The 24,854-nt window shown below is 69.4% G+C and carries 27 protein-coding genes; 15 read left to right on the top strand and 12 right to left on the bottom strand.

What is annotated here, in order from left to right:
- Nucleotides 1–80: 80 nt before the first annotated feature.
- Both E0H45_RS25890 and thiO read right to left on the bottom strand, forming a co-directional pair.
- Nucleotides 81–1,028 carry a lytic transglycosylase gene (locus tag E0H45_RS25890; RefSeq protein ID WP_131342033.1) on the bottom strand — a complete coding sequence of 316 codons (948 nt, stop codon included), beginning with the start codon at nt 1,026–1,028 and terminating at the stop codon, nt 81–83.
- A gap of 168 nt (nt 1,029–1,196) precedes the next feature.
- Nucleotides 1,197–2,336: a glycine oxidase ThiO gene (thiO, locus tag E0H45_RS25885; protein ID WP_131342031.1), complete on the bottom strand. Its 1,140-nt coding sequence runs from the start codon at nt 2,334–2,336 to the stop codon at nt 1,197–1,199.
- A gap of 42 nt (nt 2,337–2,378) precedes the next feature.
- On the opposite strand from thiO, the gene thiE reads away from it, so the two are divergent.
- From thiE to E0H45_RS25870, 3 genes are read left to right on the top strand one after another with little or no spacing between them, the layout of a single operon-like run.
- Complete coding sequence (gene thiE / locus E0H45_RS25880) at nt 2,379–3,017, top strand: thiamine phosphate synthase (protein WP_131342029.1); 639 nt, start codon at nt 2,379–2,381, stop codon at nt 3,015–3,017.
- Entirely contained in the window at nt 3,014–3,439 is a 426-nt protein-coding gene (locus E0H45_RS25875; RefSeq protein ID WP_202872517.1) for a guanyl-specific ribonuclease, read from the top strand. The genes thiE and E0H45_RS25875 overlap by 4 nt, the downstream gene beginning before the upstream one ends.
- Entirely contained in the window at nt 3,436–3,861 is a 426-nt protein-coding gene (locus E0H45_RS25870) for a barstar family protein (RefSeq protein WP_131342027.1), read from the top strand. Before E0H45_RS25875 ends, E0H45_RS25870 begins: the two co-directional genes overlap by 4 nt.
- Here E0H45_RS25870 and E0H45_RS25865 read toward each other — a convergent pair.
- Nucleotides 3,844–4,197: a DUF4180 domain-containing protein gene (locus tag E0H45_RS25865; protein WP_131342025.1), complete on the bottom strand. Its 354-nt coding sequence runs from the start codon at nt 4,195–4,197 to the stop codon at nt 3,844–3,846. The two genes, E0H45_RS25870 and E0H45_RS25865, sit on opposite strands and share 18 nt — an antisense overlap.
- A 75-nt stretch (nt 4,198–4,272) precedes the next feature.
- Between E0H45_RS25865 and E0H45_RS25860 the strand changes: the two genes are divergently transcribed.
- Entirely contained in the window at nt 4,273–4,692 is a 420-nt protein-coding gene (locus E0H45_RS25860; RefSeq protein WP_131342024.1) for a helix-turn-helix domain-containing protein, read from the top strand.
- On the opposite strand, the gene E0H45_RS25855 is transcribed toward E0H45_RS25860, so the two are convergent.
- Complete coding sequence (locus E0H45_RS25855) at nt 4,693–5,763, bottom strand: polyprenyl synthetase family protein (protein ID WP_131342022.1); 1,071 nt, start codon at nt 5,761–5,763, stop codon at nt 4,693–4,695.
- A 57-nt stretch (nt 5,764–5,820) separates the two neighbouring features.
- Here E0H45_RS25855 and metF point away from each other — a divergent pair, with 57 nt between their 5' ends.
- Together metF and E0H45_RS25845 are read left to right on the top strand one after the other, a co-directional pair.
- Nucleotides 5,821–6,738, top strand: coding sequence for a methylenetetrahydrofolate reductase [NAD(P)H] (gene metF / locus E0H45_RS25850; RefSeq protein WP_131342020.1), 918 nt, complete (start codon nt 5,821–5,823; stop codon nt 6,736–6,738).
- Nucleotides 6,739–6,742: 4 nt separating this feature from the next.
- Entirely contained in the window at nt 6,743–7,273 is a 531-nt protein-coding gene (locus E0H45_RS25845; protein WP_131342018.1) for a SixA phosphatase family protein, read from the top strand.
- Here the strand turns inward: E0H45_RS25845 and E0H45_RS25840 are convergent.
- The 3 genes from E0H45_RS25840 to E0H45_RS25830 all read right to left on the bottom strand — a co-directional run bounded on the left by E0H45_RS25840 (nt 7,270) and on the right by E0H45_RS25830 (nt 11,541).
- Nucleotides 7,270–9,495, bottom strand: a complete 2,226-nt coding sequence (locus E0H45_RS25840; protein ID WP_131342016.1) for a HelD family protein — start codon at nt 9,493–9,495, stop codon at nt 7,270–7,272. The genes E0H45_RS25845 and E0H45_RS25840 overlap by 4 nt on opposite strands.
- A gap of 91 nt (nt 9,496–9,586) precedes the next feature.
- Nucleotides 9,587–10,894 carry a phytoene desaturase family protein gene (locus E0H45_RS25835; RefSeq protein WP_131342014.1) on the bottom strand — a complete coding sequence of 436 codons (1,308 nt, stop codon included), beginning with the start codon at nt 10,892–10,894 and terminating at the stop codon, nt 9,587–9,589.
- A complete protein-coding gene (locus tag E0H45_RS25830) occupies nt 10,894–11,541 on the bottom strand; it encodes a DUF4126 domain-containing protein (RefSeq protein WP_131342012.1) in 648 nt (215 codons plus the stop codon). Before E0H45_RS25830 ends, E0H45_RS25835 begins: the two co-directional genes overlap by 1 nt.
- A 162-nt stretch (nt 11,542–11,703) precedes the next feature.
- On the opposite strand from E0H45_RS25830, the gene E0H45_RS25825 reads away from it, so the two are divergent.
- Together E0H45_RS25825 and E0H45_RS25820 are read left to right on the top strand one after the other, a co-directional pair.
- A complete protein-coding gene (locus E0H45_RS25825) occupies nt 11,704–13,608 on the top strand; it encodes an N-acetylmuramoyl-L-alanine amidase (protein WP_131342010.1) in 1,905 nt (634 codons plus the stop codon).
- 10 nt (nt 13,609–13,618) lie between these two features.
- The gene (locus tag E0H45_RS25820; RefSeq protein WP_202872516.1) at nt 13,619–14,353 is read left to right on the top strand and encodes a nucleotidyltransferase domain-containing protein; all 735 of its coding nucleotides are present in this window, start codon (nt 13,619–13,621) and stop codon (nt 14,351–14,353) included.
- A 29-nt stretch (nt 14,354–14,382) separates the two neighbouring features.
- Here the strand turns inward: E0H45_RS25820 and E0H45_RS25815 are convergent, their stop codons facing one another.
- A complete protein-coding gene (locus E0H45_RS25815; protein ID WP_131342006.1) occupies nt 14,383–14,853 on the bottom strand; it encodes a YbaK/EbsC family protein in 471 nt (156 codons plus the stop codon).
- 227 nt (nt 14,854–15,080) lie between these two features.
- Nucleotides 15,081–15,656 carry a DM13 domain-containing protein gene (locus E0H45_RS25810; protein WP_131342004.1) on the bottom strand — a complete coding sequence of 192 codons (576 nt, stop codon included), beginning with the start codon at nt 15,654–15,656 and terminating at the stop codon, nt 15,081–15,083.
- Nucleotides 15,657–16,031: 375 nt separating this feature from the next.
- On the opposite strand from E0H45_RS25810, the gene E0H45_RS25805 reads away from it, so the two are divergent.
- The 4 genes from E0H45_RS25805 to E0H45_RS25790 are packed head-to-tail and all read left to right on the top strand — an operon-like array spanning nt 16,032 to nt 18,597.
- Nucleotides 16,032–16,565: a DUF6504 family protein gene (locus tag E0H45_RS25805; RefSeq protein WP_131342002.1), complete on the top strand. Its 534-nt coding sequence runs from the start codon at nt 16,032–16,034 to the stop codon at nt 16,563–16,565.
- Nucleotides 16,562–17,035 carry an SAV_6107 family HEPN domain-containing protein gene (locus E0H45_RS25800; RefSeq protein ID WP_131342000.1) on the top strand — a complete coding sequence of 158 codons (474 nt, stop codon included), beginning with the start codon at nt 16,562–16,564 and terminating at the stop codon, nt 17,033–17,035. Before E0H45_RS25805 ends, E0H45_RS25800 begins: the two co-directional genes overlap by 4 nt.
- Nucleotides 17,036–17,061: 26 nt before the next feature.
- Nucleotides 17,062–17,334 carry a hypothetical protein gene (locus E0H45_RS25795; protein WP_131341998.1) on the top strand — a complete coding sequence of 91 codons (273 nt, stop codon included), beginning with the start codon at nt 17,062–17,064 and terminating at the stop codon, nt 17,332–17,334.
- A 51-nt stretch (nt 17,335–17,385) separates the two neighbouring features.
- The gene (locus tag E0H45_RS25790; RefSeq protein ID WP_202872515.1) at nt 17,386–18,597 is read left to right on the top strand and encodes a DUF480 domain-containing protein; all 1,212 of its coding nucleotides are present in this window, start codon (nt 17,386–17,388) and stop codon (nt 18,595–18,597) included.
- 74 nt (nt 18,598–18,671) lie between these two features.
- On the opposite strand, the gene E0H45_RS25785 is transcribed toward E0H45_RS25790, so the two are convergent.
- Nucleotides 18,672–19,031, bottom strand: coding sequence for a cupin domain-containing protein (locus E0H45_RS25785; protein WP_131341992.1), 360 nt, complete (start codon nt 19,029–19,031; stop codon nt 18,672–18,674).
- 185 nt (nt 19,032–19,216) lie between these two features.
- Between E0H45_RS25785 and E0H45_RS25780 the strand changes: the two genes are divergently transcribed.
- The 3 genes from E0H45_RS25780 (at nt 19,217) to E0H45_RS25770 (ending at nt 21,199) form a co-directional block, all read left to right on the top strand.
- Nucleotides 19,217–19,993 carry a methyltransferase domain-containing protein gene (locus E0H45_RS25780; RefSeq protein ID WP_131341990.1) on the top strand — a complete coding sequence of 259 codons (777 nt, stop codon included), beginning with the start codon at nt 19,217–19,219 and terminating at the stop codon, nt 19,991–19,993.
- 254 nt (nt 19,994–20,247) lie between these two features.
- Complete coding sequence (locus E0H45_RS25775; RefSeq protein WP_238155274.1) at nt 20,248–20,667, top strand: DUF3040 domain-containing protein; 420 nt, start codon at nt 20,248–20,250, stop codon at nt 20,665–20,667.
- 97 nt (nt 20,668–20,764) lie between these two features.
- Nucleotides 20,765–21,199, top strand: a complete 435-nt coding sequence (locus E0H45_RS25770; protein ID WP_131341988.1) for a GNAT family N-acetyltransferase — start codon at nt 20,765–20,767, stop codon at nt 21,197–21,199.
- A gap of 7 nt (nt 21,200–21,206) precedes the next feature.
- Here E0H45_RS25770 and E0H45_RS25765 read toward each other — a convergent pair whose 3' ends face one another.
- Nucleotides 21,207–23,570 (bottom strand): transglutaminaseTgpA domain-containing protein, encoded by a 2,364-nt coding sequence (locus E0H45_RS25765; protein WP_131341986.1) that lies wholly within the window; start codon nt 23,568–23,570, stop codon nt 21,207–21,209.
- On the bottom strand, nt 23,567–24,853 hold the full coding sequence (locus E0H45_RS25760) for a DUF58 domain-containing protein (RefSeq protein ID WP_131341984.1): 1,287 nt from the start codon (nt 24,851–24,853) through the stop codon (nt 23,567–23,569). Before E0H45_RS25760 ends, E0H45_RS25765 begins: the two co-directional genes overlap by 4 nt.
- Between the last annotated feature and the right edge of the window lies 1 nt (nt 24,854).

The raw sequence follows: 24,854 nt of genomic DNA, 5'->3' as shown, positions 1-24,854 counted from the left end.
CCGTCACTTGCGGTGAGCCGCCTCTCCCCAAACCGTTCTGCAGAGAGTGTAGATAACGCCTCAGCGTGACAGGCTCAGGCTCACCGCAGGGGATCCCACCCGCGTTCCAGCTGCGCCTTGATCCGGAGCACGTTCTTCACGTACAGCTTCGTGTCGGCGTACATGCCGTTCTTCTTCACGCCGCCGAGCCCCTGGTAGTAGCCGGCCACCGCGATGTCGAGCTTGGCGGCGCCGGTCAGCCGGCTCAGCAGGACGACGCCGGCAGTGACGTTGTCGCGTGGCTTCAGCAGGTCCAGTTCGCGGCCGACGAGCCGGGAGGCGAACCGGCCGGTCGACGGGATGACCTGCATCGCGCCGATCGCGTTCGCCGGGGAGACGACGCGCTGCTTCCAGCCGGACTCCTGCCAGCTGACCGCGAGCGCGAGCTCCGGGTCGACGCCGTACCGTTTCGCGGTGCTCACGATCAGTGAGCGCATCTGGGTCCGGGTCGGCAGCTTGCGCTTCTTCAGGGTGGCCCGATTGCGGTTGGCCGCGGCGACGATGTGGTCGGCGTACGTGCGCCCGGCGAACGTGTTGTCGGTCCGGGCCTTCGGGCGCACCTTCACCGGCACCTGCAGCGGCTTGCCGGCGTAGATGCGGGCGCCCGCCTTCAGCCCGTTCGCGGCGAGCAGGTTGGCCTGCGAGCACTTGAAGCGCTTCGCGATCCCGGAGACGGTGTCGCCGGGCTTCACGACGTACGTCACCCGGCCGAGCTGGGAGCGCTTCGCCGGTGTCTTGGCGGTGGTCGTCGTCGACCCCTTGCCGGGAACCTTGAGCACCTCGCCCGCGTAGATCGCGTTACCGTTGCCGGGCAGCTTGTTCAGCGCGACCAGCGTCGAGACCGTCGTGCCGTAGCGGCCGGCGATGTGGCTGAGGGTGTCACCCTCCTTGACCTTGTACGCACCGAAACCGGGTGAACCGGCGGTGATCACCGCCGCGGTCAGCACCGGTACTGCCAGGCCGCTCAATATCCGTACGACGTTGCGCATCGCAACCAACTCCCCGTGTGAACGTCACCTGACCGTATGTGCTGGTACGGATGTGACAACAGGGGCGGATGGGGTTGGTGTTACGCCTGTAACGCAAAGGTTACAATTCAAGGCTGAACTACATTGTTGTCGTTCACAATCTTTCCGGTTGCTGCGGGCAACGGTGAGTCAGTGCCCGAACCGGCTGGCGAGGAAGGGCTTTCCGAGGTCCGGCAGCGTTCCGGTGCGCACGGTCTCGGCCAGGATCTGCGCGGTCACGGGAGTCAGCAGTACGCCGTTGCGGTAGTGGCCGGTTGCCCACAGCAACCGATCCAGGCCGGACGGGCCGAGGATCGGCGCGTTGTCCGGTGTCGCGGGGCGGAGGCCGGCGATCGACTCCACGAATTCGAGCTCGTCGATGATGGGCAGCACGGTCCGCGCGTCGCGGAGCAGCGCGAACACGCCGCCGGCCAGCACCCGGGTGTCGTAACCGAGCTCGGTGGTGGTCGCACCGATCACCAACTCGCCACCTGGTCGTGGAACGAGGTAGACCGAGAAGCCGCGGGCTGTAGCGCGCACGGTGTGCTGGAGCGCCGGGCGGTACGCCTCCGGGACCCGCAACCGCAGTACCTCACCCTTCACCGGACGCACCGGCGGACGAAGCTCCTCGGGTACGCCGTCCAACTGCGACGACCACGGTCCCGCTGCCGCGATGACGTGGCCTGCGTGCACCGTGTCGCCGTTCTCGAGCTGTACGCCGAGTGCCGTCGTACCGGACGTGATGACTCGGGTCACGCGCTGGCGGATGAGCTGTACGCCGGAGAGTTCGACCGCGCGGAGCAGAGTCGCCACGGCCTGCCTGTTGTCGACGGAATGATCACCTGGGACCCAGACGCCACCAGAGACTCCTGTGGCGAGCATTGGCTCACGGCGGCGGGCGTCGCGACCCGACAGCTCCTCCACCTCGAGGCCGAGGCGTCGCTGGTAGTCGGCGAGCCTGCGGAGCGCTGCTGCGTCGTCCACGTCGTACGCGACGGACAGCGTGCCGGTCTGGTGGAGGCCCGCGGGCTGTCCGGTCAGCTCCTCGAGCTCGGCGGCGAAGGTGGGCCAGGCGTTCACCGAAGCCAGGTTGAGCGCCAGCAGATCGTCCTCGCCGTACTCCACCTCGGTGACCGGGGCGAGCATGCCGGCGGCGACGTTCGAGGTCTGTGCGCCGGGCGTGGGGTCACATACCGTCACCTGGATACCGTCTGCGGCCAGTCGCCACGCGGTCGCCAGACCGATCAGCCCGGCACCGATCACGACTACCTCGGAGGTGTGCTCAGGCATGCCGCAAGCCTACTTCTGCGGGGACATGGCAGGCTTTGGGGTGTGACTGACCACACCGACCGTCTCGCGGATGCCCGGCTCTACCTGTGCACGGATGCGCGCGAGAAGCAGGGCGATCTCGAACAGTTCCTCGACGCCGCGCTGGCCGGCGGCGTGGACATCGTGCAGCTCCGGCAGAAGGAGATGGAGGCTGCCGACGAGCTGGCCGCGCTGGAGGTGTTCGCGGACGCGTGCCGGCGACACGGCAAGCTGCTGGCCGTCAACGACCGCGCTGATATCGCGTTCGCCGCGGGCGCCGACGTACTGCACCTGGGACAGCGTGACCTGCCGGTGCACGCCGCTCGCGCGATCGTCGGGCCCGGTCCGGTCGTCGGGCGTTCGACGCACACGTTCAGCCAGGTGAACGCCGCGGTCGACGAGGTGGGTTCGGACTACTTCTGCGTCGGGCCGACGTGGGCGACGCCGACCAAGCCGGGGCGTCAGGCCGCCGGTCTGGACCTGGTGTCGTACGCGGCCGGTCGCAAGCAGTCGAAGCCGTGGTTCGCGATCGGCGGCATCGACCTCGAGCGGCTGGACGAGGTAGTGGAAGCGGGGGCCACGCGCGTGGTCGTCGTACGGGCGATCACCGAGGCGGACGACCCAGGGGAGGCGGCCGCCGAGTTCACCCGGAGGCTTCGGTGATCAACAACCCGAAGGCCGCGCGGATCGTCGCGGTCGTCGTGATCGCCATGCTGGTGATCACCCTGGCGGCGTCGCTGTTCGGCTGTGCTGCCGACACGAAGACGTCTGGTGACGTCGATCCGACCAGCGGTCTCAAGTACGTCGCCGTGGCGGACCTGCCGAAGGAGGGGCAGGACACGCTGAAGCTGATCGACCAGGGCGGGCCGTACCCGTACAGCCGCGACGGTGTGGTGTTCGGCAACCTGGAGAAGATCCTGCCGAAGCACGACCGCGGCTACTACCACGAGTACACCGTGAAGACACCGGGCGAGAAGGACCGAGGTGCCCGCCGGATCGTGACCGGGAACGCCGGTGAGCGTTATTACACGGACGACCATTACAAGTCCTTCCGCCGGGTCGCGGAAGACGGGGGAACTTCATGAGCTCGCTGAGCAAGCTGCTGGCCGAAGGGCTGCGGCCTGGTGTCTACCGTTGGCCATCCGCTCCGGCCGCGGCCGAGGTACGCCGGGAGGCTGCCGCCGCCGGGTTCGGGTTCGTGCTGCTCGACACCGGGGAGATCCACGACAAGGCCGGGTTCCTCGACCTGTGCGCGACCGCGTTCGACCTGCCGCGCTGGTTCGGCCGGAACTGGGACGCGCTGGCCGACTCGCTGAGCGACCGGTCGACGGGCGCACCCGAGGTCGTGCTGTGGACCGGGCTGCGGCACCTGCTCGAACACGACCACGACACGGTCGACGTCGCGCTGCAGATCTTCGTCGAGGACACCACGAACTCCGGCCAGCTCCGGGTGCTCATCGCCGAGACGGAAACGCCCGACCTGCTGAGGTCACTGCCGGTGCTGTAGCTGCTCGGTCAGTTCGCTGAGGTCCGCGGCGAACAGGAGATTGCGACCGCGATTGCTCTCTCGTACCCAGTCCGCGAGTGGCTTGCTCTCCGCGACTCGCTCCGAGATGTCGCCGACGACGGCCAGGCCCATCTGGTACGTCACGAACTTCTGTGTGATCGCACCGGCCCGCCCGCTGCTCAGCTCGAAGAACTCGTCCCCCAACTGCTCCGGCGCGAACGCGATCCACTCGGCCTGATGCGCGTAATGCGCGTCGACGATCAGCTGCACGGCGTCGCTCTCGTTCGTGAGTGCCGTGTCGCTCACGTGGACCCGCACCCCAGCTAGTAGCACCATGTTCCTCAAAATACCGTAAGTGCCTGGAATCGGCTATTTATAGGGAATTCTAAGGAAGTGCTCTACGCTGAGAAGATGGCCCAGGAGCTGTATTCGGTGGAGCAGGTGGCGAACCAGCTGGGCCTGCACGTTCGCACGATCCGGAACTACGTCCGCGACGGCCGTCTGAAGGCCGTGCGGATCGGGAAGCAGTACCGGATCACCCGCGAGGACCTCGAGGAATTCACCGGTACGCCGGCCGCCGTGGTCGACGTCGACCGCTCCACGCGCCACGTCGAGGCGTCCAGCATCGTGCATATCGACGCGGTCGACCGAGCGACCGCCGACCGCCTCAGCACCCACATCCACGGCGCGCTCAACCAGCCCGAGGCGGTCCATCTCAAGGCCGAGACGATCTACGACGAGGAGCGAGCCGTCCTCAAGGTCATCGTCCTCGGCAACCTCCCCGCCACCGCGGACCTCCTCCGCCTGATCAACATGCTGGCGGAGCAGTAACTAGACGACGCGTGAGGTCGCCGCGACAGCCAGGTCGGTGAGGGCCTTGCGGGCGGCGTCGTCGGCCAGGGGAGCGCGGTCGAGGGCGTCGAGGGCGTCCTCGGTGCGCTCGGTGATGAGGTCTTCGCAGGCCTGTACGGCGCGGGAGTCCTGGAGGATCTCGCGGAGCAGTTGGATCTCGTCGTCGTCGAGGTCCCGGCGCCCGAAGAGCCGGTTGAACTCGGTCAGCTGGATCTCCGACGCGTGGTCGACGGCGTACGCGATCAGGACCGTCCGCTTGCCCTCGCGCAGATCGTCCCCGGCCGGCTTGCCCGTCACAGCGGGATCCCCGAATACCCCGAGCAGGTCGTCCCGCAACTGGAACGCCTCGCCCAACGGCAACCCGTACCCGGACAGTGACGAGATCAGCTGCGCGTCCCCGCCACCCAACGCGGCACCGACGTGCAGCGGCCGCTCGATCGTGTACGTCGCCGACTTGTACCGCAGCACCCGCAGCGCCAGATCCATGTCCGACTCGCCACTCGCCTGCGCGAGCAGATCGAGGTACTGCCCGGCCGTCACCTCGACTCGTACGGCGTCGAAGTACTTCTCCGCCCGGGCGAGCGCCGCTGCGTCGAATCCCGACGTGTGCAGCAGCTCGTCGGCCCAGATGAGGCACAGGTCTCCGAGCAGGATCGCGGCGCCGACGCCGAACCCGACCGGATCCGCGCCGTGTCCCGACTTCGCGGACCGTTCTCGCTGCAGCGCCTCGAACCGGCGGTGCGCGGCCGGCGCGCCCCGTCGTACGTCCGAGGAATCCATCACGTCGTCGTGCACCAGCGCGCTGACGTGCAGCATCTCCAGGCTCGCCGCGGCAGTCAGGATCGGTTGCGCGGGATCGCCGCCCGCGGCCCGGAAACCCCAGTAGCAGAAGGACGGACGCAGCCGCTTGCCGCCACTGGTCGCGTCCCGCGCGGCCTGCACCTGCTCGGCCAGTTCGGGGCCGATGGCGGTCAGCCGCTCCTCCTGCCGATCGAGGAACCCGCTCAGCGCCCGCTGGATCTCGGCCGGGATGTCCACATCGCCATACACGTCTCGGAGCGTAGTCGGTGGGCAGACGGGATCGGCCACCGCGGGTAACCTGACGTCATGGCCAACGGTCTTCCCTCGACGCTTCCCGGCGGTGCGCCGACCATCCGCGAGCTGCTGGCGTCCGGAGACCGGTCCTTCTCGTTCGAGTTCTTCCCACCGAAGACCCCCGAGGCGGAGGAGGTGCTGTGGCGGTCGATCCGCGAGATCGAGCAGCTGCGGCCGACCTTCGTCTCGATCACGTACGGCGCCGGCGGGACGACGCGTGACGGCACCATCCGGGTGACCGAGCGGGTCGCCCAGGACACGTCGCTGACGCCGCTCGGGCACCTGACCTGCGTCGCGCACTCCCGCGACGAGCTCCGCTCCGTGATCGGCGCGTACGCCGGATCCGGCGTCCGCAACATGCTGGCGCTCCGCGGTGACCCGCCCGGCGGGCCGAACCAGCCGTGGGTCGCGCACCCCGAGGGCCTCAACCACGCCATCGAGCTGGTCGAGCTGATCCGTTCGCTCGGCGACTTCTGCGTCGGTGTCGCTGCCTTCCCGGACAAGCATCCGGAGGCGGCCTCGCTCGAGGCGGACGCGCAGGTGCTCGCGGCGAAGGCCCAGGCCGGCGCCGACTACGCGATCACGCAGATGTTCTTCGGAGCCGACGACTACTTCCGGCTCGTCGACCGGGCCGCCGAGCTCGGCTGCGACATCCCGGTGCTGCCGGGCATCATGCCGGTCACGAACATCAAGCAGATCCAGCGGATGGCCGACCTCACCGGTATGGCGCTGCCGGCCGCCGTCACCGACCGGCTACTCGCCGTCGAGGACGACCCGGCCGCGGTGCGCGAGACCGGTGTCGAGATCGCGACCGAGTTGTGCGAACGTTTGCTGGCCGGCGGCGCGCCCGGCATCCACTTCATCACGCTGAACAGATCCACGGCGACGCGGCAGGTGTTCCGCAACCTCAAGGCCCCCGTCGTATCCTGACGCAATGGCTGACCCGTCGGACCTGCTGATCGACCGCACTCTCGTCCTGCTCCGGCACGCCAAGGCGGTGCCGCCGGAGACGCTGCCGGATCTCGAACGACCGTTGGCCGACCGCGGCCGCGCCGACGCGAGCGCCGCGGGCCGACATCTCGTTGCCCAAGGCATCGAAGCGGACCTGGTCCTGTGCTCGCCGTCCAAGCGCACCCGCGAGACCTGGAAGTACGTCGCCGAGGCCGGCGTCGCCGCGAAGGACGTCTGGTACGACAAGCGCATCTACAACGCCGATACCGACGGCATCCTGGACGCCATCCACGAGGCCCCGGCCGAGGCCCGCACCGTGGTCGTCGTCGGCCACGCGCCGGGCATCCCGTGGCTCGCCGACGAACTCGCCCTGGACGGAACCAGTCCCGAGCGCGTCGAGCTCACCCAGAAGTACCCGACCACGGGCCTCGCGATCCTGCACCTCACCACCCGCTGGGCAGACCTCTCGCCCAACGACGCCGACCTCGTGTCGTACGTCGTACCTCGTGCCTAGGAAGGCAGCCAGCGGGTGGTGCTGTTGACGGTGATGAGGCGCTGGGTGGCGCGGGTGAGGACCACGTAGAGGGCCCGTACGCCGCCCAGGGTGTCGCTGACGATCCGGTCCGGTTCGACGACGACCACTGCGTCGTACTCGAGGCCCTTGGAGTCGAGCGGGCTGACCGCGACGACCCGCGGGTCGTTCAGCTCGGCGAGGACCGGGTCGACGACCGGGCGGAGCGCCGGCGGCACGATGACCCCGACGGTGCCCTCGACCAGCTGCAGCAGCTCCACGGCCGCGTCCCCTGCCGCCTCGGAGACCTTGCCCGCGTCGAAGATCCGGTGCTCCGGCTCCACCCCGGTACTGCGGACCGCGTTCGGCAGGTCCGCGTCCGGGATGGACTGCCGGATCACCTCACCGGCGAACGAGTAGATCTCGGCCGAGTTCCGGTAGTTGGTGGACAGCCGGAACGCGTGCCGCTGCAGGTGCGACAGCATCGAGTCCATCGCGGCCCGCGCCTCGTCCGGGTCGGGCCAGGAGCTCTGGGCCGGGTCGCCGACGATCGTCCAGCTGGCCTGCGGTCCGCGCCGCGTGACCATCCGCCACTGCATGGGGGAGAGGTCCTGCGCCTCGTCCACCAGCACGTGCGCGTACTCCTCCGGCTCCTCCGCCTCCCGTGCGGCCGCGGCCCGGGCCCGACGCTCGGAGCTGGTCAGTACTTCGTTGACGCCGTCCGACAGCCCTTCGAGCCAGTCGAACTCCTCGTCGGTGTTCTCCACGATCGGAGGACGTCCCAGGAACTGGGTCAGCTCGTCCAGCAACGCGACGTCGGCAATGGTGAACTCGTCGGTCGAACGGATCGCCGTGGCGAGTGCGTCGACCTCAGCGGGGGTCAGGTCGTTGCGGGCCCATCGCTGGAGGCGGCGGGGGTCACCGAGCCAACGCAGTACCGCTTCGGGGGTCAGAACCGGCCACCACTGGCTGAAGAACGTGCGGAACGCGGGAGTGTCGGTGACGCGGTCGCCGAACGCCTCGCGGTCGCCGAGAGGCCCGTTGCGCAGATCCTCCGGGAACCGCTGCCACAGCGCGGCAATCAAGCCCTTACGCGCCTCAGCGGCGGCCCGGTTGCGGACCGTGCGGCGCAGCGCGTTCCGCCGTACGTTGTCGAGCTGGTTCGCGTCGAGCTCGACGGTGGCGCCGCCGAGGAACACCCGCAGGTTTGTCGGCGCGTTCGGCACCCGGTCGCGGGCGGCGCGTGACAGCACCGCGCGCATCCGCAGCGAACCCTTCACCGCAGCCGCGGCGGCGTCATCGACCGCAGTGGCCTTCACACCGTCGACCAGCTCGCCGACAGCACGCAGCGAAACCGTGTTCTCACCAAGGCTCGGCAGCACTCGCTCGATGTAGGCCATGAACGCGGCCGACGGTCCGACGACCAGTACGCCGCCACGCTCGAAGCGCCTGCGGTCGCTGTAGAGCAGGTACGCCGCCCTGTGCAGAGCGACCACGGTCTTGCCGGTGCCCGGTCCACCACCGATGACGGTGACGCCACGGGCCGGCGCCCGGATCGCCTCGTCCTGCTCGGCCTGGATCGTGGCGACGATGTCGCGCATCGTGTGCCCGCGAGCCCGGGACAGCGACGCCATCAGCGCGCCCTCGCCCATCACCGGCAGGTCCTCGGGCGCCCGCTCCGGCGCCAGCAGGTCGTCTTCGAGACCGACGATCCGCGCCCCCTTGTTCCGCAGGACGCGGCGCCGGACGACCTTCTGCCGGTCCGTCGCGGTGGCGCGGTAGAACGGCTCGGCCGCGGGCGCGCGCCAGTCGATCACCAGCGGTTCGTACTCGGCGTCGCGGACACCGATGCGCCCGACGTACAGCTTCTCGAGCTCGCCGGCGGTCGTGGCGGCCGGCTCGTCGTCGCCGTGGTCGGAGTCGAGCCGGCCGAACACCAGGCCCTCGTGCTCGGCGTCCAGCTCGGCGATCCGGCGCGCGGCAGCGAACACCAGCACGTCGCGCTCGTACAGACCGGTCTGCTCCTCGTCGCGGACACGCCCGACGTTCTGCGCCTGGCCGCGCTGGTGGCCTTCGACGGCGATCCGGGACGCGGACCGCGCGGCCTCCTCGACCCGGCCGTACACCCGGTCGACATGCTGTTGCTCCGCCGCCAGCTCAGCCCGCTCCACGTTGTCATGGTCGCCATGGGTGTCGTGATCGGCCGATGTGGGGGATTGATCCACCGAGGTCCTCTCTACGGCCGGGACCCGCCCCGACTCAGAACACAGGAACAACCAATCTTAGTTGGCTTCCCTGTCCAACCCCACAGGGGTCTCAGGCCTTCCCGATGGCGTCCGCCACGATCGCCGCGCCGAGTGTGGTCGCGGGCACACCGGACCCCGGGTGCGCGCCTGCCCCGACGCAGTACAGGCCCTTCACCGGTGACACGTTGGTGGCCCGGCGGCGGGCGGTCTTGTAGCCCTCCCAGGCCACACCGGCCCACCACGACGGCGACGTCTGCCGCGACACCACGTTCTCCCGGACAGGCAGGCCACGGGCGACCAAGAGGTCCAGTACGTCGTCAGTGGGGTAGCCGTGGACCAGCACGGACCAGGCCTGGTGCCCGGCGGGTGCTGTACCACCTGTGCGGACGACTACGGGCGGCGTCCCGTGCAGCACAGTCTCGAACGGCAGCTGCGGCACCGGGTCCTTCAGACCGAGATGTACGACGTACGCCGCCTGCGCCTGGTGCGTGGACAGGATCCGCTTGCGGGCCTTCTTGGCGACCGGGTCGTCGACGAAGGACTCGTAGAGGATCCGTGGGTCGACGTCGCTCACGACGATGTCCGCGAGCAGTTCCTCACCGTCAGCAAGCCGTACGCCGGTCACTGCACCACCTGACGTCGAGACGGCGACCACCTCGGCGCTGGTGTGCACAGTGATCTTCCGTTCGCTGGCGCGCTGTACCAAGGCGTCGGCCAGTGCGCCGAAGCCACCTGCGATCGTCCAGCGGCCGAAGGTGCGCTCCAGGTAGGACCAGACGCCGACGTACCCCGGTGTGAGGCTGGCGTCCGATCCGCCTTGGGCTGCGAAGTGCCGTAGTACTGCACGGGCGCGGTCGTCGGTCAGCTCGCGCTGTGCGACCTTCTCCAGCGACTGCCACGGCTTGAGGGCACGGATGGTCTTGATCGGCAGCTTGTCCTCGAGCGGTGGCTCCAGTGACGTCTTGCGGAGGATCTGCCAGGTGTCGCCGTACGCGTCGACCAGGGCGGTCCACTGAGCGGCCACAGAGTCACCTGCCAGGTCGGTCCACGCTTCTTCCTGTGCGCCGCGGTCGCTGACGGGCAGGTCGAGCACGGAGCCGTCAGCGAACATGTGGCGACGTGGCTCGGACACCGGGTCCAGCTGCACCAGGCTGTCGATCGGACGGCCGCTCTTGCGGAACAGGTCGCGCAGCGCGGCCGGCAGCGTCGTACTGGCGGCTCCGGCGTCCCAGGTGAACCCGTCCGCCTCCACCCGGCCGAGCGCGCCACCCAGGTGCTCGTTGCGTTCGCAGATGGTCACTTCGTGGCCGAGCTTGGCCAGCCGCACAGCACTCGCGAGACCGGCCAGACCGGCCCCCACGACAATCACCTTCGCCACTACTTTTCCTTCCCCGCCCCGCCGCCCCAGTCGGGCGAGACAGCACTGCTCCCAGTCGCAGGAGTACTACGTTTCTCGCGCCACGCCTTGAACCTGACATACCCGCGCCGGATCAACCTGAACGCGAAGTACACCGCGATGAGTCCGAGGATCAGCAGCACGCCGGCGATGCCGAGCGCGACCTCCGGGTTGAAGGCGGCCAGCGACATCACGCCGACGACCGCGACGTCCTCACCGGACGACGCGGCGATGTTGGTGACCGGCTCGGGGGAGGTGTTGATCGCGAGCCGCAGACTCGACTTCACCGCGTGCGACAGCAGCGCCACCAGGCCGCCGGCGGTCGCGATCAGGGCCTGCTGCAGGTTGCTCGCCTGACCGGACATCAGCGCGGCGAGAACCGCGCCGATCACCGGCCGGACGACGGTCGAGATCGCGTCCCACGCGGAGTCGACGTACGGGATCTTGTCGGCGACGAACTCGATCGCGAACAGCACGCCCGCGATGATCAGGACCGGGGTCGTGGTCAATGAGTGCGGTACGTCGTCGGCACCGGCGAACCGGCCGAGCAGACCGAGAATCAGCACGCAGGCATAGGCGTTCACCCCACTGGCCCAGCCCGTCGTGACTGCCAACGGCAGCGCTTCCATCCTGCTACTCCGTAACCCTCGGCACCGGCATGATTTCGTCAGTATCGAACTCGACGACCTGAGTTTTGGTTAACCGTTGACATCCGCGTCGCCTCGACCCACAGTGACTAGGCTGCCAGTCTGTGTGACCGGCACCCGCCCTACGGGTTCAGGAGAACAATCATGCTGCGTCGTCCGAAGATTCTTGCCGCACTCGCTGCGGTAGCGCTGCCGGCCGCCCTGGTCGGCGTGTCGTTGGGAGGTCCACCAGCCGAAGCCGCACCGCCTGATGCCGCGTCGGCGTTCAGTCAGGCCGCCGCGAAGTACGGCGTACCGGAGTCGGTGCTGCTCGCCGTCTCGTACGCCGAGTCCCGCTGGGACGACCACGCCGGCGCGCCGAGCACCACGGGTGGCTACGGCCCGATGCACCTCACTGACCTGGGGGACTCCGAGGTCGAGGACCTGTCCGGTAAGCAGAAGGTCGCCACGGCCGAGTCGCTGCAGACGCTGGACAAGGCGGCGGACCTGACCGGCCTCGACCAGAGCGCGCTGCGCACCGACGTGACCGCCAACATCAGCGGCGGCGCCGCGGTGCTGGCGTCGTACCAGAAGTCGCTCGGCCTGCCGGTCGGCGCCAACACCTCCCCGGCCGAGTGGTACGGCGCGGTGGCGTCGTACGCCGAGGCGCCGGACAAGGTCGGCGCGGGCGGATTCGCCGACGACGTCTACTCGATCCTGGCCAAGGGCGCGGCCCGTACGACGAACACGGGCCAGCAGATCGTGATGCCGGCGCTCGCCGTGACGCCGGACAAGTCGCAGCTCAGCAAGCTGTCGCTGCCGGCCGGTGTGCAGCCGTCCACCTCCGACGTGGAGTGCCCGCCGTCGCTCGGTTGCGAGTGGCTGCCCGCGCCGTACTCGGAGTTCGGTGACGGCGACTACGGCAACCACGACCTCGCCAACCGGCCGAAGACCGGCAAGATCGACTACATCGTCATCCACGACACCGAGGGCACCTGGCAGGGCGTGCTGAACCTGGTGCAGGACCCGACGTACGTGAGCTGGCAGTACACGATGCGCTCGTCGGACGGCCACGTCTGGCAGCACGTGAAGGCCAAGGACGTCGCCTGGCACGCCGGCAACTGGTACGTGAACATGCACAGCATCGGCATCGAGCACGAGGGCTTCGCGCCGCAAGGCGCCACCTGGTTCACCGAGTCGCTGTACCGCAACTCGGCCAAGCTGGTGCGCTACCTGGCCGTCAAGAACAACATCCCGCTCGACCGCGCACACATCATCGGCCACGACCAGGTGCCGGGCACGATCCCGTCCACGGTCCGCGGCATGCACTGGGACCCGGGACCGTACTGGGACTGGGAGCACTACATGGACCTGGTCGGCGCGCCGATCTGGGGCAAGTCCGTGCTGCCGGTGCACACCGGGTCGATCGTCTCGATCAAGCCGGGCTTCGCTGGCAACGTCCAGGTCGTCAACAGCTGCGACACGGCCGGTACGCCGTGCAAGCCGCAGGGCACCAACTTCGTCTACCTGCGCCAGGCGCCGGACGACAACGCCCCGCTGGTCAAGGACCTCGGTCTGCACCCGGACGGGTCGAACGGCACCACCGAGGTCTCCGACATGGGCTCCCGGGCCGCAGCGGGTTCGGAGTACGTCGTGGCCGAGCGCCAGGGCGACTGGGTGGCGGTCTGGTACCTGGGCGCGAAGGGCTGGTTCAAGAGCCCGGCGTCCGCTCCTGACGCGTTCGCCAAGCCGGGTCTGGTCGTGAAGCCGAAGGCCGGTCTCACGTCGGTGCCGGTATACGGGCGTGCGTACCCGGAGCAGTCGGCGTACCCGGCCGGGATTCCCTACCAGACGGTGACACCGCTGCAGTACTCGATCGGTGCGGGGCAGGCCTACCCGGTGGGTGACCTGAACATCGAGACCGACTACTACCGCGCGGTGACGTTCGCCGGGGAGCCGCCGGCGGACCACGTCCAGGTGCTCGGGAAGGACAAGTACTACCAGATCTGGTTCGGCCACCGGATGGCCTACGTGCGGGCCGCCGACGTGGATGTCCGACCAGCCGTCTAGTCTGTCTGCCGTGATCGACGAAGCCGTCCAGCCTTTGCTGGGCGGCTTCGTCTCGTCTGTGCGTGAAGTCGCTGCGGTCGAGGCGGTCTGGCTGCACGGCTCACTGGCACTGGGGGACTACCAGTTGGGGCGCAGCGATCTGGACGTGGTCGCGGTCGTCTCCGCACCGCCCTCACCAGCCGTGGCCGACATGCATCGGGCACTGATCCGCGCGGACCCGTTGGCCGCCAAGCTGCACTGCTCCTACATGCTGACGTCTCAGCTGGCAGATCTCTCGGTGCGGCACCCGACGTTCGCGCAGGGCCGGTACTTCGACCGCCCGGTGACACCGGTGACCCGCCGAGAGCTTGCCATCGGCAACCGAACGCTCTACGGCCCGGCCCCGGACCAGTTGCTGCCGGCGACCACCGACGAGGAACTGTTCGCGTTCATCCGCCGTGACCTGCGGGGGTTCTGGCTGCCCGCCACCCGGAAGCGCAGCAACTGGTACGCCGACATCTGGGTCGACCTCAGCCTGCTCACGATCGCCCGTGCACACGTCACGCTGGCCACCGGCGACCTGATCACCAAGCGCGCCGCCTTCGACGTCCTGCCACGTCTCGGGGCGCCCGCGGACGTCGTCGAGGACATCAGGCGCCGCCGCTACGGGCCGGAGTTCCGGACCGGGCCCTGGTGGCGGCACACCCGCGCCGGGCTCACCCGGCGCTTCGTGCGGACCGCGATTCCCGCCGTACTCGATCGGTAGTACTCAGCTGACCGTGCTCAGTTGACGGCTCAGTTGACCGTGATGGGTGTGCCGTCGGTCAGCTCGAGGAGCTCGGCGTACGTCGTCGGGAACACCGAGTGCGGGATGCCCGCGGCGGCCCAGATCACCGGGTACTGCTCGAGCGCGGTGTCGACGTACGTCGGGACGCGGCCCGGATGCCCGACCGGGGCGACGCCGCCGATCGACTGACCCGTGTGTTCCTTGACGAACTCCGGCGTGGCCCGCTTCAGCTTTCCGATCCCGAGCTCGGCCGCCACCTTGGCGGTGTCCACCCGGTGCGCGCCCGAGGTGAGGATCAGGACCGGGGCGCCGTCGCCGCTGAAGATCAGGCTGTTGGCGATCGCGCCGACCTCGCAACCGAGCTCCGCCGCCGCGGCCGCCGCGGTCGGCACCGCCTCGTCCAGGATCACGATCTCGCCGGTGGCGCCGGCCGCCGCCAGGGCGTCCGCAACCTTCTGCACATTGGGATGACTGCTCACGCTCACGAGCTTATGCGGCACTTCTGACGTCTCCGCAGGTGGGCTGGACGACCCCGTGCGCGGTGAGGCCTCCGTTGAACTGTGGGGCCGCGCGACAGGTTCTGGTGGGCTGGGACTGATATTCCCTGTCCGCAGCGCCCAGAACGTGTCTCTTCCCCCGGCAACCGGACCGACCGCGTCTCCGGCTGGGGCGCAGCCATCACGCGTGCATCGGGCGGGAGAGCTGCTTATGCGAGGGCGGCGGCGCCGAACGAAACGTTGAAACGGTCGCACCAGATCGCGACGCTGCGGAAGCTCTCCAGCTTCAGGTCGTGGGGGACCAGGTAGTTCTGGTTGCCGTGGTTGCCCTTGAGGCTGCCCAGACTGCGGTACTGGCCGTCGTCGAAGACGTGCCAGCCCGCCCGGCCCGGCGTCACCTCGGCGTCGCTCAGCCAGACCTTGAGGTCGGGGCCGTCGGAGGTGTCGAGGTTCTCGATCCGGAGGACCCGGCTGCCGTCGGGGAGGGCGAGCACGGCGACCGTGCCGGACGTCCGGTGTTCGTGCGTGATCAGCTTCCCGGTCAGGAGAACCTTCGGCTGCGGCCCCGATTGTGGCGTGGGTTGCTGGGTCGGTTGTTCTGGCTCGACGGAAACTGTCGGTGGCGTCGTCGACGATGAAGTCGTGGAGATCGGAACAGCGCCGGGCAACGCCTCGTCGACGACCTTGTCGGTGGCGAGCCGCCACGGCTGGAAGAGCGGCAGCGCGACCGCTGCCACCACGACGGCGACCGCCGCCGCGGCGATTCCGGCTGTCCGTTTCCGCATCGTGCGTCCCCTCGCCTCGGTGCTTCCAGTCTGGCGGCCGGAGCAGCCCCGCGGCGACGCGCCGACCTTACGGACCGTTGACGACTGTCGGCGGGCGACGCTACGCTTCCATTGTTCGAACAGATGTTCGATTACCTCGGCCCCGGTTTCGTCGGGAGGCCGGACCGAGGTGAGCCGGACAGCTGAACGGCTCCGGTGCGGAGTTGCGGCCGCATCGGAATCCGGTGGTCCCGGCGGGCCGGGCACCGGGGTGGTCCTCGACCCCCACCCCGTGCCCACCCGCCGGGCCGCCGGCTCGGGGCCCGGCCCTCGACGCAGTGTCAGAGCAGAGCCGGATCCGAAGCGGCGCCGGGTATGAACAGGAGGCGATGGAGCATGTGGGAGTTCGACGATGCCGTCGAGGTGCACTCGGCGTTCGTGGACGGTGTGCAGACGCCCGACCAGTTCCTCTGGCGTGGCCGGCTCTGGCGTGTCCGTGCGATCAGGTCCCAGTGGACCGAGACCGCCGTCTGGTGGGAGCGCGGCGTCATCGGCACCGGCCAGACCCACGACCCCCGCGCCTACGCCTCGCGCACTGACCTCGCCGGCGCCGGTTCGCTCGCGCGGATCGATGCGGCCACCGTCGCCGAGGCGTGCTCGGCGGCCCGTACGACGTCGCGTCCCACCAGGACGCACACAGCCGGCGTGGCAGCGGCGGCCAACCCCCGCTCACGCCCCGCTGCCACGCTCCCCACCCCGGACGAGAGGACTCCGGCAGCGGTCGGAGTGCTGGACGCGGACTGGGGACCGGAGCGAGCGGTCTTCCGCGTCGAAGCCGGCTGCGGAAGGTATGGACGGCAGGAGATGTTCGATCTCGCCCACGACCCGGATTCGGGCCGTTGGCAACTGGAGAGGGTGACCGACCGATGACTGTTTCACCGGTATCACCGGCCGCGGCCGGCGCGGCCAGCCGAGAGCTGTCCCGTGCCCGCGCCGCCCTGGCCGAGGCAACGGAGACCAGCGACCACCTGATCCGCTACTCGAGCGCCCACGTTGCGGCGCTCCGGGTCGCGGCAGCGGTGCTCGCCGTTCGGGCCCGCCCGGTCCGCTCGAGCAGCCGCCGCCGGATCCAGCGCAACGCCTGGGTACTACTCGCCGAGGTCGCGCCGGAGTTCGGTGAATGGGCCACGTTCTTCGCCGCCGGCGCCGCCCAGCGCGCCGCCGCCGAGGCCGGCCTGGAGCGCGCCGTCAGCACCCGTGAGGCGGACGACCTGGTGCGCGCCGTCGACACGTTCTACACCCAGGTGGAAGCCAGCCTGCGCCTGTCCACCACCCCGGTGCTCACCGCGACCACCGACCCCCAGTCCGTCCTCACCCAGCCCTGGATGCAAGCCAGCTAGACCCCCGCACTGAGGAGATCCCGACCGTGAGCGAAACCGCGAGAGGCCTGGGCAAGGACCTGTGTGGTCGCGTCCACGCCCTCACCGGCACCGAGTGCTACCTGCCGGACACCCACTACCCGCGACCCCACCAGGCTCTGTCGGGCGACTCCTGGCATGACGGCCTGTGCACGCAGTGCGCCGGGTCCGGCGTCCAATCCGAGATGCAGTCCGGCACCCGATCCGACTTCCTGTGCCCCACCTGCAACGGCACCGCCTTCGAACCCCTGACCCTCCCCGAGACCTACCAACCCGGCTGAGTCACCCAAAGGTGTTCAAAGGTTGGCCGGACAGCGTCTAAGGTCGGCGGGGTGAGCGGACTTCCGGTGTTGGATGTCGAGGAGCAGCGGGTTCTCGGGAGCTTGCTGGAGAAGCAGGCCACGGTGCCGGCGTCGTACCCGTTGACGGCGAACGCGTTGCGGACGGCATGCAATCAGACCAGCAACCGGGATCCGGTGGTCGACTACGACCAGGGCACCGTGGAGCGGACCGCACGGTCGCTGCGCGATCGGGAGTTGTTGCGGATCGTCTGGGCCGACGTCGGCCGGCGGACGTTGAAGTACCACCAGATCCTCGACGAGAAGCTCGAACTCGAGGAGGACGAGCGGGCCCTCGTCACGGTGTTGCTGCTGCGCGGCGCCCAAGCACCGGGGGAGCTGCGGACGCGGACCGAGCGGCTGTACAAGTTCGAGGACCGGAGCGACGTCGAAGCGTGCCTGCGACGGATGGCTGCGCGTCCCGACCCGCTGGTGCGCGAGCTGGAACGTCGTGTCGGGCAGCACGATCGCCGCTGGATCCACCTCCTCGGCCCGGTGTCCGAGGCGGAGGCGGTCGCTGTTGTCGAGAGCGTCGACCGGGACACGGTCATCGCCGACGGTGCGGACGAGCGTGATGCCCGCGTGCGTTCGGCGTACGACGCTGTTGCGACGACGTACGCGGACGAGTTGCTGGACGAGCTCGACGCGTTACCGTTCGAACGCTGGCTGCTCGACCGGGTGATTGCCCATGCCAACGGTCGCCCGGTGGTCGAGGTCGGCTCGGGCCCGGGCCACGTCACGGCGTACCTCGCCGACCGGGACGCGGATGCCACCGGTGTCGACCTGTCGCCGGAGATGGTTGCCGAGGCACGTCGGCGCTTCCCGCAGCTGAGGTTCGAGGTCGGCGACCTGCGCCGCCTCGGCCGTCCGCCGGCGAGCTCCGGCTGGGCAGCGGTTCTCGGCTGGTACTCGCTCATCCACCTGGCCGCGTCCGAGCTCCCCGACGCGATCTCCGCACTGACGCGCCCGCTCGACCCGGGCGGCTGGCTGGTGCTCGCACTGCATGCCGGCGAGGAAATCAGCCACGTCGACGAGTTGCTCGGTCACGAGGTCAACCTCGACTACGTCCTCCACGACCCGTCGTACATCGTGAGCGTCGTCGAAGGCGCCGGCCTCACCGACACCGAGTGGTACCTGCGCGGCCCCATCACCACCCGCGCGGAAACCACCCGCCGGCTCTACGTCATCGGCCGCAACCCGTCCTGACGGCGTCCGAACCAGCAGGTCCGGTGAGGCAGCAGCTCCCTCCGATTGCTGCCTCAGCTGGACCGGCCGGTGGGTCAGGCCTTGGCGTACGTCTCCGCTGCGAGCGACTCGAACTCCAGGCTGACCGCGGGATCGTTGCCGACGACCCAGGCGTCGTGTCCCGGTTCGATGACGTAGGCGATGCCCGGCACCAGGTTCGCCTTGGTGCCGTCGTCGTGGACGACCTCCATCTCGCCCGACAGCAGGGTTCCGACATGGCGGACCTGGCACGAGTCGCCGCCGATGACCGGACGGATGCACTCGGACCAGCGCCAGCCGGGCTGGAAGGTGATCCGGGCGACACTCGCGCCCGGCAGTTTGACGACGTTGACGCTCGTCTTGTCCGGTGAGCGTTGCTCGTCCGGCTCGTCGAAGGACTTGCTGAAGATGGCCATGATCCCTCCCTGGTGATCGGCTCTCCCCTTGTGTCCGAGAGTCGCGCGATTGGGCCTCCGGCGATAGATCCCACGACTTATCGACTGCTTACGACGGTCGGCGGACGGTCGGCGGGATGGACGGGGCGAGGTGGAAGTAGGGTGTGGCGCGGTGGGGTGGTGATGGGGGACCGGCTGGAGGGTTGATGGTGGAGCGGCGGCGGCGCAGCGTGCGGACGGCGTTGGTGGGAGAGGCGCTGCGGGTCGCGTTGGCGGGACGCGAGCGGACCGATCCCGGCGCTGGATCGGACCGTGCTGGATCCGATCGTGGTGGACTGGACATCGTCGACCTGGGCGGCGGCACCGGCGGGTTCGCGGTTCCGCTGGCGGTCGAGGGGCATCGGGTGACAGTGGTCGACCCGAGTCCGGACGCGCTGGCCTCGCTGGAGCGCCGCGCCCGCGACGAAGGCGTGAGCGAGCTGGTCCGCGGCGTCCAGGGCGATGCGGCCGAGCTCCCCGGGCTGGCGGGGGAGTCGAGCGCGGACGCCGTACTGTGCCACGGGGTGCTCGAGGTCGTCGACGACCCGGTACAGGCACTGCAGGCGATGGCGTCGGTACTGCGGGAAGGCGGCGTACTGAGTCTGCTGGTTGCCCAGCGCAACGCGGTCGTCCTGGCCCGGGCGCTGGCCGGCCACCTGGCCGAGGCGCGGATCGCGCTGCAGGATCCGGACGGGCGCTGGGGTGCGACCGATCCGATGCCGCGGCGGTTCGACGAGGCCGGGATCACGGGTCAGCTGGCTGATGCAGGGTTCATGGTGCACACCGTGCACGGCGTCCGGACGTTCGCCGATCTGGTGCCGTCCGCGTTCGTCGACTCCGAGCCGGGCGCTGCCGATTCGCTGGCCGAGCTCGAGCGGGCAGCCAGCCAGCATCCGGCGTTTCGCGCGCTCGCGACCCAGCTGCACATTCTCGCGACCCGCTGAGCCGCCAACTGGGCCACCCCGCCGAGCGACGCGCTGAGATGTTCGCGACGGAGGGTGACGAGTGGACTACCTCCGGCACGGTGCGCGGGGTGGTTGCTGTCAACCGGCTGTGAGCGACACGCCGAAGGACACAGGTTTGGGACCGGCCTGGCCAGGGCAGTTGCCGGACCGTGACGCGCTGGACAGCCGGTCAGGGTTTCGTGTGACGCGGGCGCGGCCTAGACTGGAGGCGGCCTATCGAGATCGCGCTCATCATGGAGGGATCGACGGTGCCCCTCTCGGAAGAAGAGCAGCGCCAGTTCGAGCAGCTCGAACGTGCCCTTGCTGCGGAAGACCCGAAGTTCGTTTCCGCCATGCGTGGGACCAATGTGCGCTTGTACTACAAGCGCCGGGCAGTGCTTGCCGGCGTTGGATTCGTGCTGGGCATCGTGGTGCTGATGACCGGTGCGATCATCCCCAACACCATCATCGGAGTCATCGGCTTCGTGATGATGGTGGCTTGCCTGTACATCGCGGCGCTGAGCATGAAGCGGATCAGCAACGCGGGAGAGTCCGACGACATCCCGCCGCCGCCTCCGCCGACAAAACGGCACCGGACCAAACACGACTCGTCCGGCAGCTTCATGGAGCGCATGGAAGACCGCTGGCGCCGCCGCCGCGACGAGGACCTCTGACCGCACCGCGACTCTGACCTAGAACCACACCCGTGCCCTGGTGGAACGAGTGTGGTTCTTTTGCGCGACCGGCCCGTGAGCGTGGCACTGTTCATCCATGCTCACCATCGGACGCCTCGAGTCAGCTGACCGTGACGCCTGGCAGACATTGTTCGCCGGCTACAACGAGTTCTACGGCCGCACGATGCCGGACGAGTTCTTCGATCACGCGTGGACCAGGTTCCAGCGCGACGAGGAGGTCCACGCGCTCGGGGCACGCTTGGACGACAAGCTGGTCGGAATCGTGCACTTCCTGACGCACGCGAGTACGACGGCGCCCGACTCCTGCTACCTGCAAGACCTCTTCACAGCGCCGGAGGCTCGTGGTCGCGGCGCGGCGCGAGCACTCATCGATGCTGTCGCCGCCTGGGCCCGCGAGCATGCGTGCGGGCGCGTCTACTGGTCGACGCACGAGTCCAACGCCACGGCTCGCCGGCTCTACGACCAGGTGGCCGAGAACCGGGGATTCATCCTCTACCAGATCCCGCTGTAACCGGGCGTCAGTTGGTGCGCGCCCGCTTCGGGAGGATGAACGAGCGGAGACGAGCCAGCAGCAGGTCGAACTCGTCCAGGAGATCGGACGCCTCGGTGGTGCCTCGGCTGAGGTACCACCGCCAGGACGGCGGCAGCAACCGCGCCCGCCAGCGCCGGCGGGCCCGAGCCCGCGTCCAGAGCGCTTGCCGTACGGCGCTTGCGTCGTCGCGAAGGTCCAGTTCCGGATCCGCGTCCCCGGCGTACCGCAAACCCTCGATCCCGCGGGCCAGTCGGCGCGCGGCCGGGTGGGTCTCCTCGGGCAGCTGGGATGCCAGCCAGTGGCCGGCCTGCCGTGGTGTCGAGATCTCGGACCAGTCGAGGCCCAGGTCCCGCGACGTGTCCCGGATCTCCGCCCACAATCCTTCGGCTCCGGCACGCCCCGGCGGTCGCAGGAAGCGCCGTCGCCGGGTCAGCGTCCGGACCAGCCAGGGGATGCACAGCAGCAGGACGACGCCGAGCCCGCCGGCGATCGCCTTCGCGCCGCCGTTGGTGAACCAGTTGCCGGAGTCAACGATCGCGGTCCCGCTGTCGTTCGGCAGGTTCGGGTCGTTCTTCGGCTTGTCGATCCCGGGGGTCTCCTTCTGACCCGGCGTCGTCGGCACGTTGGTCGGCGCGGTCGTCGGGCTGGTCGGGTTCTCGTTCGAGGCGACCGTCCAGTTCGGGGTGGCCGCGACCCGGGCGGACGGCGTCGGCTCGAAGCGGACCCAGCCGATGCCCTGGAAGTACAGCTCCGGCCAGGCGTGCATGTCGTGCATCTTGACCGTGAACTCGCCGTCCTTGCCGGCCGTTCCGGGCAGGAAGCCGATGCCGACCCGGGACGGGATCCCGATGATCCGCGCCATCAGCGCCATCCCGGTGGCGAACTGCTCGCAGTACCCTTCCTTGTTGTTCAGCAGGAAGTCCTCGATCGCGGCCATTCCGCTGCCCTTGGCGTTCTGCGTGCTGTAGGTGAAGCCGCCGCCGCTGCGGAACCAGTTCTGGATCAGCACGGCTGCCTCGAACTTGTTGTCCTTGGCCGCCGCGGTGATCTCGGCCGTCTTCTGCTTGATGGTCAGCGGCGTCTTCTGCGGCACGACCATCGTGTACTGGTCCGGGGCGCCGGTGGTGATCGAGTCGTGCAGCTGGTCCGGGGTCGGCTGCAGGTCGTACGACGTCAGCTTGTACTTCTTGCCGCCGACGATCGACCCGTTCGACGAGACCACGTCCAGCGCGCCGGCGTCGTACCGCCAGTCACGCTTCAGCGAGATCGAGTGCAGCGGGTACGGGACCGGGACGAACTGGGAGCGGAACGTCCGGGTAACGTCGATCTCCATCGAGGACTGCTGGACCTTCGTCAGATCACCGGTGTAGCCCGGCGGCGGGGTCAGCTCGCCGCCGTTCAGCTTGTGCCCGGCGGAGCGCGGCGCGATCCGCCAGGTGTTGCCGTCGAAGAGGTCGAGTGCGGTCAGCCGCAGGTACGTGCCGCCGGTGGGGCCGCCCTTGTAGGTGAGCGCGACGACGTTGTCGCCGCGTTTCAGGTTCTTGCCCATGTCCAGCATCGGGTCGGTCGACGAGATACTCGCCCCGATCCCGCTGCCGGTCCCGCCGCCGGCGAGGCCGTTGCCGATGACACCTTCCGGCAGCGTCGGCAGCAACGCGGGCAGCAGTGCGGCGATCGCGACCACGGTCAGCCCGATCCGCCGGCCGGCCTGACCGAGCGCCGACGCCTCGACGGGCTCGGCGGCGTCGAGGTGCGAGACGCCCGAGATCCGGCGGCCCCAGCGGCTGAGTCGGCTGCGGCCTTCCGCGGACAGCAGCACGATGTAGCCGATCGCGGGCGGGATGAACAGCAGCCACGGCAGCCCGCCGTGCACCGTCGCGGCCGGCACCGTGTACATGATCAGCAGCAGCAAACCGGACCAGGCAGCCTGCCGCAGCTGGACGGCGATGACGTGGATCAGGAACCCGGTCGCCGAGATCACGGACACCGCGAACAGGGTGAGGTGCGAGTCCTGGGGCAGCGGCGCGCTGAACCGGTTGATCGAGTCCATCGCGTCGACCAGCTGCGCGTTGAACTCGATCGCGGTCGCCTTCAGCGGGAACAGCCCGAACTTCATCGTGCTGTGCAGGAAGAACAGCGACAGCAGCTCGATCAGCACGAGCAGCTGGACGATCGGCACGACGATCCGCGGGGTCCGCAGGTTCTGCAACAGGACGCCGACACCGGTCACCAGCGCACACAGGAACGCGCTGATGAACAAGAACGGCCCGGAGAACACCGGCGTGAGCACGAGCGACCCGAGTACGGTCGCTCCCCAAGCAGCAATAGAAATCCTGGCGTGACCGGTCATGCGATCCTTCCGCTCCGTAGTCCTAGGCCGGACCACACGGTGGGGAGGTGGTCGCCGCGGCGGACTCTGGCTACTCGCCAGCCGTTGCGGCGCAGCTCGTTCTCGGTGGCGTCCGTGGCGGTGGCCAGCCGGGCCGCCTTCTCGGTCGCCTCGGCGCCGACCGCCCAGCTGGCGGCATCCAGGACCAGCGCGACCCCGGTCGCCTGGCTGGTCCGCCACCGGTTCAGGGCGGTGATGTCCTCGGTCCCGCAGGCGCCGAGGATCGCGATCACCAGGCTCGGATCCTGTGCGTGCCGGTCGACGGTCAGTAGCGGAGCGAGCTCGGCGTACTTGTGCTCCTCGACGGTCGCGCACTCGGTCAGCAGCTGCTGCTGCGTGAGCGGCTGGTGCACCGCCGCGGAAGTGCGGTGGGTGATGGCGGACAGCGTGGTCGGCCCGCCGAGCATCGTGGTGACGTAGCCGCGCCGCATCCGGTCGATGCCGATCGAGGCGGCCGCGCTGACCGCCCACTCCAGGCTGGACGACGGACCGTGCCCGTGGTGCGAGATCACCCGCGCGTCCAGGAACAGCGAGCACCGGCTCTGCCACGGCTGCTCCTCGCGGCGGACCATCAGCTCGCCGCGCCGCGCGGTCGACCGCCAGTGCACCCGGCGCAGGTCGTCGCCGTCGCGGTACTCGCGGACCGTCGCGTCCTCCTCGCCGGCGGCCGCGATCGCCCGCGGCCGGTTCTCGCCCGACCCGGCGCGGTCGGCGCCCAGCCGGATCTCGGGAAGCTTGTAGACCCGCGGCGTGACCAGCAGGTGCTGGCTCCGCGTGAACGTCCGACTCGTCTCCACCAGCCCGAACGGGTCGGCCACCGTCAGCATCAAAGGCCCGACCTGGAACAGCCCTCGTACGTCGGACTTGACCGGATACGTGACCGTACGACGCCAGTTCGGGCTCACCCGGTCGACGACGAATCGCGGCCGATGACCTAGTACATAAGGAATGCGGTCCTCGAGCAGCAGCAGACCCGCGGGCATCCGGCCCTGGTTGCTCAGCGTCAGCTCAACGGTCGCCTGCGTCCCGACCGGCACCTGGTCCGGCGCGAGACTGCGCCGTACCTGGAGCCGCAGCCGGGTCCGGCCGACGACCAGCGCCGCCACGATCGGCAGCGCGGCCAGGAGGATGCCGACGCGCAGCAGGTCCTTCTGGCCGAGCAGCAGCGCGCACAGCGAAGCAGTGAGACCGGCCGCGACGAACGCCCGCCCTCTGGTGGTCAGTCCGCGCAGTGCCTGCCGCATG

The sequence above is a fragment of the Kribbella soli genome (assembly GCF_004331345.1).
GTDB classification, from domain to species: domain Bacteria; phylum Actinomycetota; class Actinomycetes; order Propionibacteriales; family Kribbellaceae; genus Kribbella; species Kribbella soli.
This window is presented reverse-complemented; position numbering and strand designations above follow the sequence as displayed.

Excerpts from the sequence above, each read along its gene's own strand:
- E0H45_RS25760 (WP_131341984.1), bottom strand. The coding sequence starts at position 24,853 with ATGCGGCAGGCACTGCGCGGACTGACCACCAGAGGGCGGGCGTTCGTC.
- E0H45_RS25890 (WP_131342033.1), bottom strand. The coding sequence starts at position 1,028 with ATGCGCAACGTCGTACGGATATTGAGCGGCCTGGCAGTACCGGTGCTG.
- E0H45_RS25865 (WP_131342025.1), bottom strand. The coding sequence starts at position 4,197 with ATGGTGCTACTAGCTGGGGTGCGGGTCCACGTGAGCGACACGGCACTC.
- E0H45_RS25800 (WP_131342000.1), top strand. The coding sequence starts at position 16,562 with ATGACTGTTTCACCGGTATCACCGGCCGCGGCCGGCGCGGCCAGCCGA.
- E0H45_RS25825 (WP_131342010.1), top strand. The coding sequence starts at position 11,704 with ATGCTGCGTCGTCCGAAGATTCTTGCCGCACTCGCTGCGGTAGCGCTG.
- E0H45_RS25775 (WP_238155274.1), top strand. The coding sequence starts at position 20,248 with ATGGAGGGATCGACGGTGCCCCTCTCGGAAGAAGAGCAGCGCCAGTTC.
- thiO (WP_131342031.1), bottom strand. The coding sequence starts at position 2,336 with ATGCCTGAGCACACCTCCGAGGTAGTCGTGATCGGTGCCGGGCTGATC.
- E0H45_RS25810 (WP_131342004.1), bottom strand. The coding sequence starts at position 15,656 with ATGCGGAAACGGACAGCCGGAATCGCCGCGGCGGCGGTCGCCGTCGTG.
- E0H45_RS25870 (WP_131342027.1), top strand. The coding sequence starts at position 3,436 with ATGAGCTCGCTGAGCAAGCTGCTGGCCGAAGGGCTGCGGCCTGGTGTC.
- E0H45_RS25830 (WP_131342012.1), bottom strand. The coding sequence starts at position 11,541 with ATGGAAGCGCTGCCGTTGGCAGTCACGACGGGCTGGGCCAGTGGGGTG.
- E0H45_RS25860 (WP_131342024.1), top strand. The coding sequence starts at position 4,273 with ATGGCCCAGGAGCTGTATTCGGTGGAGCAGGTGGCGAACCAGCTGGGC.
- E0H45_RS25845 (WP_131342018.1), top strand. The coding sequence starts at position 6,743 with ATGGCTGACCCGTCGGACCTGCTGATCGACCGCACTCTCGTCCTGCTC.
- metF (WP_131342020.1), top strand. The coding sequence starts at position 5,821 with ATGGCCAACGGTCTTCCCTCGACGCTTCCCGGCGGTGCGCCGACCATC.
- E0H45_RS25770 (WP_131341988.1), top strand. The coding sequence starts at position 20,765 with ATGCTCACCATCGGACGCCTCGAGTCAGCTGACCGTGACGCCTGGCAG.
- E0H45_RS25805 (WP_131342002.1), top strand. The coding sequence starts at position 16,032 with ATGTGGGAGTTCGACGATGCCGTCGAGGTGCACTCGGCGTTCGTGGAC.
- E0H45_RS25765 (WP_131341986.1), bottom strand. The coding sequence starts at position 23,570 with ATGACCGGTCACGCCAGGATTTCTATTGCTGCTTGGGGAGCGACCGTA.
- E0H45_RS25780 (WP_131341990.1), top strand. The coding sequence starts at position 19,217 with ATGGTGGAGCGGCGGCGGCGCAGCGTGCGGACGGCGTTGGTGGGAGAG.
- E0H45_RS25785 (WP_131341992.1), bottom strand. The coding sequence starts at position 19,031 with ATGGCCATCTTCAGCAAGTCCTTCGACGAGCCGGACGAGCAACGCTCA.